Consider the following 14038-nt stretch of genomic DNA (forward strand, 5'->3'; position numbering starts at 1 on the left):
CGCGTTTGGCATCGAGCTGGACTGGGGCGAGACGCCGGTTGAAATGGGCGCGGGGAGGCACAAGGACGCCATGCGGTTTTTCGACGGATTTGTCAAAGACGACAGGTTCGACGGCCTGCTGGTCGTAGGCGCGCCAGAGCCTCACGGGCCCTACAAGTCGTCTGCCCGCGACGGGCACTATGCCGTCCACCTCGCGTTCTTTCTGGGCAACATCGCAAGCGCCCCGCCTTCAGACTTTGTGGTAAAGCTGGACGTAGACGCCAAGGCCGAAAAGGTCCTGGGCAACAACCTGATCTCTATAGGCGGCCCCGGCACAAACATCGTGACTGCCGAGTTCAACCGCCACCTGCCAATACGGTTTGACGAAGGCAATTTCTGGTCCGGCCTCATTGACAAGTCGGGCAAGCGCTACAGCTCTGACAACCACGGCCTGATAGCGAGGATAAAGAACCCTTACGACGAGTCGTCAAACATAGTCATAGTCGCCGGCGTGAGGTCTGCCGGCACAAAATCCGCGGTCATTGCGCTGACAAACTATGGAGAAGAGGTGCTAAAGAAATACAAGAGCAAAGAAGATTGGGCCCTGGTAGTGCAGGGCTTTGACATGGATGCCGACGGAAAAATAGATCACGTGGACGTCGTCAGCTAGCTGGCGACGCCTCGGCCGGCTTGGGGGCAACCTCTATGTGGAGGAGTATCCGTGATTCCTCGTCCGTCCTGACGATGTAGCCGGGGATGTTGACCTTCCTGTTGCCTATAGAGACGTGGCCGTGGCTCACTATCTGCCTTGCCTGGTATGGCGACTTGGTCCCGCCCTTCTTCATGACCAGGGTCTGCAGCCTGCGCTCTAGCAGGTCCTCGACCTTTAGTCCGAGGATGTCATCAAGCGTCGCGCCTTCCTTGACGAGGCCGAGCCGGAGCAGCGAGTTGAGCAAGCGCTTTTCCTTCTCTGCCCTTACTTCTGCCGTCGATGAAAGCAAGGCGCGTGCCTGGTTCCTGATCCTTGCCATCTCTGTCTGCGCCTTCCAGAGCTCGCGCTTGTTCCTCAGGCCGTACGAGCCCATGATGTACAGTTCCGCGGAAAGCTGGTCGGTAGCCCAGATCCTTCGCGGGCGGTGGAACATCTTTCTTGACTTTCTAGGATCTCCCATTCATAACACCTACTTTTTCGCCGGCTCCTTTGCCGCCGCTGGCTTGGCTGCTGCCGGAGCTGCGCCGGCCGCTGGCTTGGCTGCTGCCGGAGCTGCGCCGGCCGCTGGCTTGGCTGCTGCCGGAGCTGCGCCGGCTGCCGGTGCCGCCCCTGGGGCTCCCGGAGCTGCGCCTGTGACCAGCTTTGTCTTTTTCACGCCTACCGCTCCGCCCTTTCTGCCGGTCGTCCTGGTGCGCTGGCCCCTGACTCGTAGGCCGAACATGTGGCGGTAGCCCCTCCAGCTCATGATGGTCTTTTCGCGGTCAACGTCGTTGCTTATCGCAAAATCGAGATCGGATGTAATCAGGTGGCGCGTCGTGCCGACGTCCATGTCTTTCTTCCTGTTCAGGTACCAGTCTGGAACGCCAAACTTGGTCGGGTTGGCGATGGCCTGCTCTACTTCGCGGAGCTGGCTTTCTGTCAGGAACCCGACGCGGATGTTGGGGTTTATGTTCAGCGACTGGATCAATACCTGCGCATAATTGTAACCTACGCCTTTAACCTCGCTGAGGGCCACTATCAATTTCTTGCTGCCTTCAACGTCCTTTCCGGCGATTCTGAGTATGTACTTGTACTCTGAAGCGGACAAATCATTTTCCAAGCGTACGGACGGCAATAAAAACTATCCTAGGCTCTCTCGCTTGAAAAACATGCAATATTTGCAACAAACAGGCGCACCGGTCGACCTGGAGATGCCAGTTATTGCCCTCCTGAGACGATTTTGTCAAAAATCTTTATCGTTGTGTGCGCTTTGGTTCATGTAAATCGTTATAAAGAGACTTGTACCTACTATCCTGAACGTGACGACGACTACTACAAAGAAGGAAGCAGCAGTGAAACTGGTGTCCAAGCAGGCCAAGACGGAAGACGAGCTGGCATTTGAAGAATACTTGCACCAGTGCGAGCTCGCAATGGAAAACCACTGAAAATCTTTAAATTTCCTATGAATCAGATCTCTTTTCTGATAAATGAGTTCCAAGATTGAAGATTCTGTCAGGCGCTCTTATGGCTCAAAACCCAAGTATACGGAGGTCATGCCGGGGGTCCCGGAGGACTATACACAGGTAAAGACCCTTGGCGACCTGTTAAAGATAAACTACAAGCACGTCACCGTAGAGGAGCAGCTGCGCGGCAACTTGGTCGCGAAACTAAAGGCCGGCGAGCACCCCTACCCCGGCATCATAGGCTACGACGACGACGTCGTCCCTGGCGTAAACCGCGCAATCCTGTCCGGGCATGATGTATTGCTGGTGGGCCAGATAGGGCAGGCCAAGACCAAGATTGCAGAGGCCATAGCCAAGAACCTGCTGTCGCCCATCCCGGTCGTCCGGGGGACCGTCACAAACGACGTGCCGACGACCATTCCCGAAGAGCACATGGTCGCCCTCCTGTCAGGCGGCGAAGTCGTCAGGACGGTGCCCGAGTTTACCGTGTCGCGGGAATGCGAAGACATTGTCCGGCAGGACAAGCTGGAGACAAAGATAGACTGGCTTTCCGGCGCCGACCGGTTCAAGTACATTCTCTCGACTCCGGACATCTCTGTCAAGGACCTCGTGGGGCAGATAGACGCGATAAAGATAGCGAAAAAGGGCGTCGAGCTGTACAGCATGGAATCGTATTCGGCTGGGCAGCTGCTGCAGGCAAGGCACGGCATCCTGTGCATCGACGAGCTGCCGGTGCTTGACCCGAGAAAGCAGGTGTCGCTATTGAGCGTGCTTCAGGAAGGACGGTTCACGACGGGCGCGTACCCCGTGATTTTCAGGCCGGACGTCAAGATAATCGCGACTGCAAACCCAATCGATTACACCCACTCTGGCAAGATAATCGAGCCATTGTTTGACAGGCTAAAGAGTCACGTCGACACGCATTACCCAAAGACGGTCGAAGACGAGATGCTCATAATCGCGCAAGAGACCAAGATAGCGGACACCAAGAACGTCTTTTTGCCCGTGCCTGTCGTAAAGGCGATAGCCAAGATAACGCAGATGACCCGCGCCCACCACGACGTGAACCACGACAAGGGCGTGAGCGTCAGGATGGCCGTGCACTCGATGGAGATGATGGTCGGCGAGGCGGAGCGCACCAGGTCCATAATACTGGGAGTAAAGGCGGTGCCGCGCTTTTCCGACATGCACTGCATACACCAGTCGTCCAAGTTCGAGCTTGCAGAGATGGAAGACACGCGGGAAAACCGCCGGAACCTGCTCAACTCTGTCATCGACGCCGCGCTGAAGGAAGTGTCGCTTGAATACGTGGAAAAGGTCGCGCCGGAGCAGATAGCAAATATGAAGAACGAGTTTGCCAAGAACAAGGCGTTCCAGGTCTCGCAGGTGCTGCCCGGCGGCAAAAAGGGCGACTCGGATTACGAGTCGCAGCTGGCAAGGTTTCCGGTTCTAAAGCAGGCGGTAAGCGACACCGCAGGCACCATCAAGGAGGAGCAGAAAAAGTTTGCCGAGAGAGCAAAGTCCCTTGGCATCAGCTCGCCAAGCATCGCCATGCAGGACATAAACGGCGAATTCACCGCGACAGTGGCAGAGATCGTCCTTGAAGGCCTGCGCCACATTCAGCCGCCGCTCTTGGACAAGAAGGACAACAGCTATGGCCTCGCCGAGTAGAGCCGGCAGCAAAAAATACGTCTATTTCGCCCTTGACGATCAGGGCCAGCAGGAGCAGCAAAAGCAGCAACAGGGAAGCAAGGACCTGCCAAAGGACGTACTCGATAAATTATTGAAAGCCGCCGGCAGGGAGGCGCTGCGCGAAAAGACGCCGACTTTGCAAGAGCTCGAGCAGGCGCTGCAGGGGGTGATGTCGTCGCTTTCTCAGGGGCAGCAAGGCGAGCAAGAGCAGCAAAAGCAGGGGTCGCAGGCCGGCGACAGGGCCGACGACAGCGACGGGATGCCCCTTGTCAGGCAGCTTGTGCAAAAAGGCTACCTGAAAGACTCGCCCAAGTGGCTTTCAAGCAAGGGCTTTGCCGACATTGGCAGCAAGATCCTGCAGGACGTCATGAAGGCGCTAAAGGCCGGCGAGTTTGGCATGCACGAAGCGTCCGACTATGGCTCCGGCTCGCTCGTGCTTGACACTAGTAAAAAGTACGAGCCGGGAGACGACATCCGGCTCCTGAACGTGCCAAAATCGCTGCTCAACACCATCGAGCGCAGCGCCAAGGGCAAGGGCGTGAAACTCCCGCTGCAGATAGACGTCGAGGACTTTGAGCAGTATGAAACGATGCGCGACGTGCGCGTGGCAGTCGTGTACTGCATCGACCTCAGCTCTACCATGCGCTACGCGACAATGTTTGGCGACATGAGCAGAATAGAGGCGGCCAAGAGGGCACTGTGGAGCCTGTATCTCTTGAATAAAAAGTTCTTTCCCTCCGACTCTATATACATCGTCGGCTTTGGCGCGCTTGCGTCCAAGATAGTGCCTGCCGACATACCATACCTGAAAACGTTTGAGCCCGGCGCCGATTTCCTGCACTATACAAACTATCAAGCCGCGTTCAGGCTGGCAAGCAGGATTTTGCAAAAGGACGGGGCGGAGAACAAGCGCATCGTGCTGGTGACAGACGGCCACCCCAGCGCCTGCTTTATCGACGACAAGGGCGAGCAGGACACGATTCTGTCGCAACGGCCTTATTCGCACTTTTACACGCCGGACAAGGAGACGATAGACGCGGTAAAGCAGAACCAGAGCATGAGCCTCGACGTCGCGTCAGGCGAGCTTGTCTACCTCTGCTACAGGTACAGGCAGGTAGACCAGTACATCGGAGGCCGGACCCTCGTCGAGGCAAAAAAGGTGCACTCTCAAAAAATCGACATCGATACGATAATGATTAGCGAAGAGGACTCGCTCCTTGGGTACGTCAACGAGATGGAAAAGTACGTCAAGGGCCGGTCGTACTACATCAACCCTGTCGACATTGACAAGGTGCTGTTGACCGATTATCTGAGCAACAAAAAGCAGCAGACGCTGAGGTCTCACTCCTAAGCTTAATATAATGAGGTTAGGGTGCTTTGGTTAAGCAAGGAAAAATGCTGGCCGTTTTTGACGTGGAAGGGGTGCTTCTCAATGCCGAGTACCTGCCAGTCCTGTCTTCGCTTATGGGGCCTGAAAAGGAAAAAGAGATCTGGGACATCACCAAGGCCGGCATCCGAGGCGACATCAACTGGGAGGAAGGGCTGATAAGGCGCGTCCACGCGCTGCGCGGCATAGACCAGGGCAAGGCCAAAGAGATCGCCGAGAACCTTCCGCTGATGCCCGGCGCAAAGGAACTGTGCTCGGCATTAAAGAGGGCGGGATGGAAGATGATTGCCGTTTCAGGCGGGTTTACCATTATCACCGACAGGCTAAAGGCGGACCTTGGCATCGACAAGATATTTTCAAACGAGCTTGTCTTCAAAGATGGCAAGCTCGACGACGTAAAGCTGAACGTGACGTCAGACAAGGCGGCAGCGATACGGCCGACTTTGAAAGACTGGGGCGTGGAAAAGGAAGACATTGTGGTCATAGTCGACGGGGCAAACGACTTGAAGCTGTTTGCGGTTGCGGGATATACCGTCGGGTTCTGCCCCGTTGAAGTGGTGAAGGAGCGGGCAGACGACACGATAGAGCAGCGCGACCTGAGCATACTGCTCCACCTGCTGGAAAAAAAGTTCGGCAAGGCCGTGCTTGCAGCCAGCTAGTTTTTCTAACCCTCTGCGACAATATCTCCCTGATTGATAACCGTAATTCCCATCAGGGTGCAGGGCGAAGTCAAGTCTGGCAAAAGCCTTGCGGCGATTATTTCCAAAGCCCTGGAGGATAGCAGCGTCGACTTGCAAGATGGCGACATACTCGTCGTTGCGCAAAAAATAGTGTCAAAGGCAGAAGGGCGCGTCGTCGACCTTGCGACGGTCATGCCGTCGGCCAAAGCCCTGCGGCTTGCCAAAAAGCTGCAAAAGGACGCGCGGCTTGTAGAGCTGATACTGCAAGAGTCAAAGGAAATAGTCATTGTGAAAAATGGCATCATCATCACCGAAACGCGCCACGGCTTTATCTGCGCAAATTCCGGAGTCGACCAGAGCAACATTGGCGACGACAACAGCGCGGTGCTGCTGCCTGTCGATCCTGACAAATCGGCAAAAAGACTGCGCAACTTTTTTCATGTTGCAGTCATCATTACAGACACGTTTGGCCGGCCTTTCCGGGAAGGGCAGGCAAACGTCGCGGTGGGCGTAGCGGGAATAAAGCCGATAAAAAGCTACATTGGGAAAAAGGACATGTTTGGCAGGCGGCTGCACGTCACCGAAATAGCCGTGGCAGACGAAATCGCGTCGGCGGCCGAGCTTGCCATGGGCAAGGCTGGCGGCATACCCGTTGCAGTGGTAAGGGGCTATGCCTACGAAAAGGACGCAAAGGCCTCCTCAAAGCCCCTCGTCCGGAAGAAAAAAACCGACCTTTTTCGGCGTAGTAGAGGGTGAATAACACTTAATATAACGCCGGCGCCAATATTGTCTGCTATCATGAGTGCCAGCAGCCCGACCAAGTCCATCGATGTCCGGGGACTTTACTGCCCCGAGCCGGTGTTCCGCACCAAGATGGAAATTGAGCGTCTATCGATTGGCGATGTCTTAAAGATCGTTGCCGACGACCCCGAGTCGGAAGAGGACATCTCGCGGTGGGTCAACCGCAACGGCCACGTCCTTGTGGCAATCAACAAGACCGATAAAGATTTAGAATTCGTAATCAAAAAGGCGAAATAAAATGACCGCAGTCGCAAGCCCTGACGTCGTCCAGCGCATCGGGCAGACGCCACTTGTAGAGCTAAAGTCGTTTGCGACAAAGAACGTCAAGTTTTACGCCAAGCTGGAATGGCACAACCCTTTTGGCTCTGTCAAGGACCGCGCCGCGTACTGGATGGTAAAAGACGCGGAAAAGCGCGGCATACTGAAAAAGGACAAGAGCATCATAATCGAGCCGACGTCCGGCAACACCGGCATCGCGCTCACCGGCATCGCGTCGGCTCTAGGTTACAGGGTGGAAATTGTCATCCCTGAAAAGGTGAGCGATGAGACCAAGGACATCCTGAGGCACCTTGGCGCGACCTTGCACGAAACGTCTGACGACCTGTGCCCACGCGTTGGCGCAGGCACAGACCAGAGCATCGCGCTTGCAAAGGCGATTTCAAAACCGCGGCCTGACATTTACTACATGCCAAACCAGTACGAAAACGACGCCAACTTTCTCGCCCACTATGAAAGCACCGGGCCGGAAATCTGGAGGCAGACCAACGGTACTGTTACCCACTTTCTCGCGGGCTGCGGCACAGGCGGCACGATAACCGGGACTGCGACGTACCTGAAAGAGCAGAACAAGCAAGTCAGGGTGGTTGCAATCCAGGCGCAAAAGAACCACCTTCTCCAGGGACTGCGGAACTTTGAAGAGTCGGCAATGCCGGACCTCTTCAAAAAACGCGTTTCAGTGGTCGACGAATGGATGACTGCGACCAACAAGGACTCGTTCGACGCGGTGAAAATGCTTGCAGACAAGGAGGGCCTGCTGGTGGGACCGTCGTCCGGCTCGGCCATGACGTCGATGCTAAAGGCCGCGGAAAATATAGACAGCGGCGTGGTCGTCGGCATATTTGCAGACGACGGGCGCAAGTTCAAGAGCCTGCTCGTGCGAGAAGGCGTCTTTACAGAAGACCAGTACAGCAATGCGTTGAAAAACGCCAAGCACATGTCAAAGCTGGCCTACAGCTTTTGACGCCGGTTCCATCGACCCTTTATACCCGGGCGCGGTAACCGTGCCATGAAGCCAGCGGCTGTTCTGGCCGTCCTACTGCTCTTTGGCGTCTTGACAACAGGGGGCGAGGCGTACGCCAAGGGGCCGATATACAACCCCGACTATACCTATGCCCAGTACCTGCAGATGGTGATAATCCCCCTGATTGTTGCATCTGGCCTCCTTGTGATGATAGCCGCCTACACGCGGCAAGGGGTAAAAGCTAGCGCCTGACGTTTGCGCGCTTTTCCGACAGCCACCTTTCGACGTCGATGGCCGCCATGCAGCCAAACCCTGCTGCCGTGACTGCCTGCCTGTAGCGGTGGTCGTGGACGTCGCCTGCGGCAAATACCCCTTCGACGTTGGTCCTCGTATGCTCCTTCAATGTGATGTAGCCCTTGTCGTCAAGGTCTATCTGGCCCTTAAAGATGGACGTGTTGGGCTCGTGGCCGATTGCAACAAAGAGCCCGCCTGCCTTCAGGGTCGTCTCTTTGCCGCTCTTCAAGTCCTTTACAAGCACGGTGCCAACCTTTTTGTCTCCCTTGATATCTGAAACGACGTTGTTCCAGACAAACTCGATCTTGGGGTTGTTCAGCGCCTTTTCCTGCATTATCTTGCTTGCGGATAAGGTGTCGCGCCTGTGGACGACCTTGACGGACTTGCCAAATTTCGTGAGAAACGTCGCCTCTTCAACTGCCGTGTCGCCGCCGCCTACGACGACAATGTCCTCGCCCTTGAAGAAGGGGCCGTCGCACGTCGCGCAGTAGGACACGCCCCTGCCGCCAAACTGCTGCTCTGATTTCAAGCCCAGCTTGCGGGGGGACGCGCCTGTGCAGACGATTACTGCGTCTGAATCATAACTTTCCGAATGAGTTGTTACCTTGAACGGCCTTTTCTTAAAGTCGACCTGCGTCACTTCGTCGTCGACAACCACTGCGCCAAAGCGCTCGGCCTGCTGGCGCATGTTCATCATTAATTCCGGCCCGAATATGCCGCTTGGAAAGCCCGGATAGTTCTCCACTTCGCTTGTCGTCATCAGCTGGCCGCCCGGAAGGGTGCCGGTTACCACCAGAACCGACAGTTTTGCTCGGGAGGTGTAGACGCCGGCCGTGTACCCTGCAGGTCCTGATCCGATTATTATCACGTCGTAATGCTTTTGCGGGCTGTTCTCGGCCAAGTAGGTCAGGCTGGGATTCCTCTAGCCTCTTAATAATTGGTTCGGGCAGGCATTTTGCGCACAGGTTATTGAATAATTTACAATGATGCAATATTTATCCTGCATGTTTTACATTGATGTGGGATGCCTGTCAAATCCTTTTCTCGGCAGCCAGCCTGCTATTGAATTTCTTGGCAAGGGACCTGTGTTTTGGGCAGAGCGCCGGGTTTTCCACCTGAGTCCGGATCAGGTCTTTCTGCCAGTGCGCGTTGAACAGCCTGCAGCCGTCGCTGTCGCAGAAAGGCTCGCCGTCTGTGAGGAAAAAGAACAGCGCCTGGAAGGCGCAGCCTGCGGCGGCGTCTGCCATCCTTTCATCGCCATAGTCGATGAACCTGCCTGCATGTTTCCGCTTTAGAGACTGGATGTCTGCAAACGGCGCGTAAAACTCCCTCGGCCTGGCCGGCGCCTCTATGATGCCTGCTGTCGAAATTATCGCTGGCGTCCCGCACACGACGGTCCTTGCGTGGTAGCGCCAGTCGTCTTCTGAAAACGTGCAGGCCAGCAGGTCGGTAAAGACAATGTGGGCGTCGCCAGAACCTGTCATTTCTTGCGCCAGCAGCCTCTGCAATTCAAAGCCGTCGTACAGGGCCACCTGCGTGCCGTCAAGATCGAAATCCTGGTGCTCCGCGGGCTGGCGCTCAAAAGGCTGCTTGACGTCGGAGATCCTTGCCTGGTCCACGTCTGGAAGCGGCAGCGGCTCTTTCACGTCCAAGGTGCAGCTGGGGAAAACCTCTGCCACCTGCCTTACCACTCTGTCAATGCAGGGCAGAGAATCGTGGGCGTAAAAATGGACGTGGCGGAAATCCAACAAAAAGAAAGAGGGGAGAACAGTATTTTACTTTGCCTTTAGCTTTGGCGGGTTTGGCATTTCCTTCAGCTTGCCCAGCGCGATTTCGGCGGCCTTTTTGCCGGACAGTAGCATCGAGCCAAAGGTCGGGCCCATCCTCGGAAGGCCATGAGTCTCGGTGACTGACATGCCTGCCGCGATGAGGCCCGGGAACACCTCGCCGGTGTTGTTGACGACCGCGTCCTCGCTTCCCTCCACCCACATCGGGTCCATACCCTTCCACTTGACATATCCCCTGTCCATCAGGCGCCTTACGGCGACCGAGTCGTGGCCGGAGGCGTCGATGACTATCTTGCTTTCGAGCGCGACCGGGTCCACGCACGTGATGTTCCTTGGCAGCGCGGAAACTGGCATCCAGTTCACGACCACGCCTGCGACGCGCTTGTTCTTGAGCACAAGGTCGTCAAACTTGGTCAGCTGCAGGAACCTCACGCCTGCGTCGCACGCTGCGGCAATCAATTTAGAACAAGCGTGCGGGCCCCACGTCGCGTACAGGCCGTCGTTTATCTTTCTGTACGGCACGCCCAGCTCGTCCCACACCTTTTGCGCCGGCGCCCTCACTGTCACTGGGTTCATCATGTATCCCCCAACCCAGTAGCCGCCGCCGAGATAGTTGTTCTGCTCGACTATCAGCGTGCGGACGCCTGCCTTGCAAAGCTCCCTGCCTGCGGTAAGGCCGGCCGGCCCTGCGCCGATGATGATGACGTCAGAATCGACAAATTCGTTCATGGTCTCGTTAAACATCTGCGCGATTGTCCTTGTGATCTCTTTTTCGCTCACATCGGCGAATATCTTGGCCATGAGCGTAGCTGCCCCGGCTGGATATTAATAGATAATGCCAGAGCCGCGCTCTCCGTCCGTAACTCTATTACATCTTGGGAACGCATGTTACTCATGCCTGGAAACAGGACCGGAAACAAGCAGGACGACAAGAACGCCGCCAAGGACAAGAGCACAGACTCGAACAAGAACAAAAAGAACGGGATGAAAAACCGGAAAAAAACAGTAGTCGCCTAGGCAAACATCTCGACGAAATGCGAGTATGCCTGCCTTATCCTGGCCCCCTTGGCCGGCTTTTTAAAGCCATAGGCGTTGATGGCTTCGGTGATTTTCTTGACGTTGCCACGAGCCTTTGCAGCCCTTGCGACGTCCAGAAGCACGTTGCCGGCGTTTGCGCCGTCGCTCGTGCGCAGGGTGAGGTCCATGATTATCTTGCTGCCCAAAAAGCCCTCGCTTGACATCCAGTAATAGCTGTTGCGAGAGTCGCCGAGGAAATCTGTATATTCAGTCGTCCCCGCGACTGATTCAAAGTCGTAGGGCGCCTCCATGCCTATCGACACCGTCTTCATGTCGCGCTTTAGCATCTTTATCCGCTCGTCCATCGTGCGCCTTGTCTCCTCGCTCCCTCCGACGTCCAATTGATAGGATTTGGAAACGTGGACGCCCCTCTCCACCATAAAGTCGATCATGCCCTTGTGGAACGCGGTGCCGCCAAACTGGCTCAGCAGGTCGTCGCCTGCAAGCACCAGCCGCCTTTGCGCAAACTTGGCAGCAAGCGGCGAGTTGGCTACTTTTGCAGGGGTCGCGTTGACAAACGACGCGCCTGCCGCAAGGGAAGCCCTTGCGTATTCTGCAGACGTCTTGTCCATGCCGGACGAAATGAGGTTCAGGACGACGTCGGCGCCTGATTTTTTCAGCTCTTTGGCAAGCTCTGCCGCCGACGCCTTGACGGGGCTGTCAGGGCTGTTGAAAGAGTCAAGCAGGATGCCGGGGCTGACTGTAATTTCATTGTCCTTGGACTCGTGATATTTTCTAGAGCTCTCAGAAACCACCTGCGCAAGGTTCCTGCCGACCTTGGCGGGGCTGACGTCAAAGGCGGCGACTATCTTTACGTTTGAGGGCTTGAAACCGGCGACCTTTTGGTGCCACAGGCCGACGGTGTTTTTGCTGTTGCTGTAGTAATCCACGCCCTGAACAAAAGTTGCGCCGACGTTGCCGACCCCGATTACGGCGACTCTGATGTCTGCCATCTGAAACGCAATAAAGAGCGTGTAGATTTAATCTTTTGCTGGCTTGGTCACCGGGCCCTTTCTGACAATCATGTCGATCCTGGTCACCATTTCGGAGAGTGCCGACTTGTTGGCGTTGAGGTACTCCTGCCCCTTGTCGCGCAGGCGTATCTGCGCAAGGCGCAGATCGCGGTGCTCTTCAAAGAACTGCTCTATCATGGCGCTGCCGTGCTTGGCAGGATTTATCAATTCGTCAAAGGCCTGCTTGGTCGCCTCAAGGTCGCCCCGCTCGATAGAGTCCTTGGCCCTGCCGAGCACTTCGCTGATGTCCTTGAGCTGCTGCATCGGCGCCGACACTTCCTTCTTGTTAAATAGGCCGACCTTTTTCGTGACTCCTACCTTGTCTGCAATGTCCTTGGTCAGCTCATAGTATTCTTCAAGGCCGGTGATATTGCGCTTTTCGCGCCTTGTCAGCAGCCCCTTCATCGACAGGCGCATGATTGCGTCTTCGACTTCGATCTTGTCGATGCCTGTGACCCACACTATCTTGCCGACATAGTCATAGCCCTGCCTTATCGACTCTAGCACGACGACTTCAATTATCCTGCGGAACCCCTCTTCTGCGCGCGCGTTCTCAAAGTCGCGGTCCTTAACTGCCTTTCTCGCGTTTGCAATGTCTATCTCTATCGAGCGCTTTAGCGCCTCAAGCCCCTCGTCGACCTTGCCGGACAGCGTCATGTAGCACGCCCTGTTGTACCATGCCATTCCGTCGTTAGGGTCGATGTCGATGGACTTTTCGCAGCAGTCTATTGCTTTTTCATAGTTATTTAACTTGTAATAAGCCAGGCCTTTGAGGTTCCAGGCCTCGGCGTTGTTGACGTCTATCTCTAGCGCCCTGTCATACGCGCTCGTGGCGACGGTATATTCGCCCAGATGGAAATGAGAGTAACCTTTCTTGATCCACGCGTCAACGTACTGCGGGTCCACCCTGAGCGCCAGCTCGAAACTGCGGATGGCGTCGAGCATCTTGTCGTTTGACATGTGGTTGATGCCTTTCTTGAATAGGTCGCGCTTTTGGAAATCAGCGTCGGTATAATCCTGCCTTTCCTGAGCGTCAGCCGGGGCCTCGTCCTTGCCCTTTCCAAAGAACCTGCCCATTGTTGTAGCTGACCCATTTCGAAGATAAATAGATTATGAAATCAACTAACACGGGCTCAATTTTATCTACGAGAGAGAAGATGCAGGAACAGGCACACAAAAGGAAGGAAGCAGTAGTCTTTAGGCGGGACTATGGTAAATACCTAGTTGGTAGGTCCTACACAGTATTTAAACGAGCCATAAAGACTGAAAGGACGCTCGAGTTCTATCGTCGAAACCTCTGCTATTTTCTAGTCCATGGTGGGATGAACACAGAGCAAATAGTTGAGAGGTATGCTCCCTACATAAAGGCCGCCAATGGCGAACACCGACCAAACATTGAGGGGCAAATAGAGCTTCAAAGGCTCGTTGAAGGGTATGTTTTGGCTCTGGCGGACAGGGTTGACAAGGGTGAGTTAAAGCCGACAAGTGTCGTAACTCTTGTTCCATGTATCAAGCTTTTCCTCTCTATGAACGACATTTTGTTGAATTGGACCAAGATAAACAAGCTACTTCCAAGGAGTGACCTCGCGGCGGATGATGAAGCCTATAGTCGAGAGGATATTCAAAAGATGCTCAATTACACTGACTTGCGGGGAAAGGTCATCATCTTGCTACTCTGCTCATCCGGGATGAGGCTTGGAGGACTAGCAGGGCTGCGGGTTGGAGACATTACTCCCATTTACGACAAGAACGATCCAAACCGCGTCCTGACTGCTCATGTTAAGGTCTACGCCACTTCAGCCGACTATGCCTATGATACCTTCATCACGCTCGAAAGTTGGGGATTTTACCAACAATACCTGAGTCTGAGAAGAAGTTGGGGTGAGTGCATAACCAAAGATAGCCCTGCAATTATCGTCCGTTTCAATAAGAGG

17 protein-coding genes and 1 pseudogene are annotated in these 14038 nt (G+C 55.2%); 11 read left to right on the forward strand and 7 right to left on the reverse strand.

Annotation, left to right across the window (positions count from 1 at the left end; translation table 11 throughout):
• On the forward strand, positions 1 to 649 hold a 649-nt coding region (locus ACREAY_RS04415; protein ID WP_431754551.1), incomplete at its 5' end, for a hypothetical protein.
• Here ACREAY_RS04415 and ACREAY_RS04420 read toward each other — a convergent pair.
• Together ACREAY_RS04420 and ACREAY_RS04425 are read right to left on the reverse strand one after the other, a co-directional pair.
• Positions 642 to 1151 carry a 30S ribosomal protein S4 gene (locus ACREAY_RS04420; protein WP_431754552.1) on the reverse strand — a complete coding sequence of 170 codons (510 nt, stop codon included), beginning with the start codon at positions 1149 to 1151 and terminating at the stop codon, positions 642 to 644. The genes ACREAY_RS04415 and ACREAY_RS04420 overlap by 8 nt on opposite strands.
• A 9-nt stretch (positions 1152 to 1160) precedes the next feature.
• Positions 1161 to 1778 carry a 30S ribosomal protein S13 gene (locus ACREAY_RS04425; RefSeq protein ID WP_431754553.1) on the reverse strand — a complete coding sequence of 206 codons (618 nt, stop codon included), beginning with the start codon at positions 1776 to 1778 and terminating at the stop codon, positions 1161 to 1163.
• A 211-nt stretch (positions 1779 to 1989) separates the two neighbouring features.
• Here ACREAY_RS04425 and ACREAY_RS04430 point away from each other — a divergent pair, with 211 nt between their 5' ends.
• From ACREAY_RS04430 to ACREAY_RS04465, 8 genes are read left to right on the forward strand one after another with little or no spacing between them, the layout of a single operon-like run.
• Positions 1990 to 2115, forward strand: coding sequence for a hypothetical protein (locus tag ACREAY_RS04430; RefSeq protein WP_431754554.1), 126 nt, complete (start codon positions 1990 to 1992; stop codon positions 2113 to 2115).
• 42 nt (positions 2116 to 2157) lie between these two features.
• On the forward strand, positions 2158 to 3804 hold the full coding sequence (locus ACREAY_RS04435; RefSeq protein WP_431754555.1) for an AAA family ATPase: 1647 nt from the start codon (positions 2158 to 2160) through the stop codon (positions 3802 to 3804).
• A complete protein-coding gene (locus tag ACREAY_RS04440; protein WP_431754556.1) occupies positions 3788 to 5176 on the forward strand; it encodes a VWA domain-containing protein in 1389 nt (462 codons plus the stop codon). The genes ACREAY_RS04435 and ACREAY_RS04440 overlap by 17 nt, the downstream gene beginning before the upstream one ends.
• A gap of 44 nt (positions 5177 to 5220) precedes the next feature.
• A complete protein-coding gene (gene serB, locus ACREAY_RS04445) occupies positions 5221 to 5871 on the forward strand; it encodes a phosphoserine phosphatase SerB (protein ID WP_431754557.1) in 651 nt (216 codons plus the stop codon).
• Positions 5872 to 5904: 33 nt separating this feature from the next.
• Entirely contained in the window at positions 5905 to 6648 is a 744-nt protein-coding gene (cofE, locus tag ACREAY_RS04450) for a coenzyme F420-0:L-glutamate ligase (RefSeq protein WP_431754558.1), read from the forward strand.
• Between the two features lie 42 nt (positions 6649 to 6690).
• Positions 6691 to 6930: a sulfurtransferase TusA family protein gene (locus ACREAY_RS04455; protein WP_431754559.1), complete on the forward strand. Its 240-nt coding sequence runs from the start codon at positions 6691 to 6693 to the stop codon at positions 6928 to 6930.
• A 1-nt stretch (position 6931) separates the two neighbouring features.
• Positions 6932 to 7933 (forward strand): PLP-dependent cysteine synthase family protein, encoded by a 1002-nt coding sequence (locus ACREAY_RS04460; protein WP_431754560.1) that lies wholly within the window; start codon positions 6932 to 6934, stop codon positions 7931 to 7933.
• A 45-nt stretch (positions 7934 to 7978) separates the two neighbouring features.
• Complete coding sequence (locus ACREAY_RS04465; RefSeq protein WP_431754561.1) at positions 7979 to 8185, forward strand: hypothetical protein; 207 nt, start codon at positions 7979 to 7981, stop codon at positions 8183 to 8185.
• On the opposite strand, the gene trxB is transcribed toward ACREAY_RS04465, so the two are convergent.
• The 3 genes from trxB to ACREAY_RS04480 all read right to left on the reverse strand — a co-directional run bounded on the left by trxB (position 8175) and on the right by ACREAY_RS04480 (position 10815).
• On the reverse strand, positions 8175 to 9128 hold the full coding sequence (gene trxB, locus ACREAY_RS04470; RefSeq protein WP_431754562.1) for a thioredoxin-disulfide reductase: 954 nt from the start codon (positions 9126 to 9128) through the stop codon (positions 8175 to 8177). The two genes, ACREAY_RS04465 and trxB, sit on opposite strands and share 11 nt — an antisense overlap.
• Positions 9129 to 9258: 130 nt before the next feature.
• Positions 9259 to 9975: a DUF6775 family putative metallopeptidase gene (locus tag ACREAY_RS04475; RefSeq protein WP_431754563.1), complete on the reverse strand. Its 717-nt coding sequence runs from the start codon at positions 9973 to 9975 to the stop codon at positions 9259 to 9261.
• 27 nt (positions 9976 to 10002) lie between these two features.
• A complete protein-coding gene (locus ACREAY_RS04480) occupies positions 10003 to 10815 on the reverse strand; it encodes a sulfide-dependent adenosine diphosphate thiazole synthase (RefSeq protein ID WP_431754564.1) in 813 nt (270 codons plus the stop codon).
• Between the two features lie 93 nt (positions 10816 to 10908).
• Between ACREAY_RS04480 and ACREAY_RS04485 the strand changes: the two genes are divergently transcribed.
• Positions 10909 to 11031 (forward strand): hypothetical protein, encoded by a 123-nt coding sequence (locus ACREAY_RS04485; protein WP_431754565.1) that lies wholly within the window; start codon positions 10909 to 10911, stop codon positions 11029 to 11031.
• Here the strand turns inward: ACREAY_RS04485 and ACREAY_RS04490 are convergent.
• Both ACREAY_RS04490 and ACREAY_RS04495 read right to left on the reverse strand, forming a co-directional pair.
• Positions 11028 to 12044, reverse strand: coding sequence for a hypothetical protein (locus ACREAY_RS04490; RefSeq protein WP_431754566.1), 1017 nt, complete (start codon positions 12042 to 12044; stop codon positions 11028 to 11030). The two genes, ACREAY_RS04485 and ACREAY_RS04490, sit on opposite strands and share 4 nt — an antisense overlap.
• Positions 12045 to 12071: 27 nt before the next feature.
• Entirely contained in the window at positions 12072 to 13181 is a 1110-nt protein-coding gene (locus ACREAY_RS04495) for a tetratricopeptide repeat protein (RefSeq protein ID WP_431754567.1), read from the reverse strand.
• 80 nt (positions 13182 to 13261) lie between these two features.
• Between ACREAY_RS04495 and ACREAY_RS04500 the strand changes: the two are divergent.
• A pseudogene (locus tag ACREAY_RS04500) lies at positions 13262 to 14038 on the forward strand (hypothetical protein); the annotation flags it as partial.

This window comes from Nitrososphaera sp. (genome assembly GCF_050748925.1).
Lineage (GTDB): Archaea > Thermoproteota > Nitrososphaeria > Nitrososphaerales > Nitrososphaeraceae > Nitrososphaera.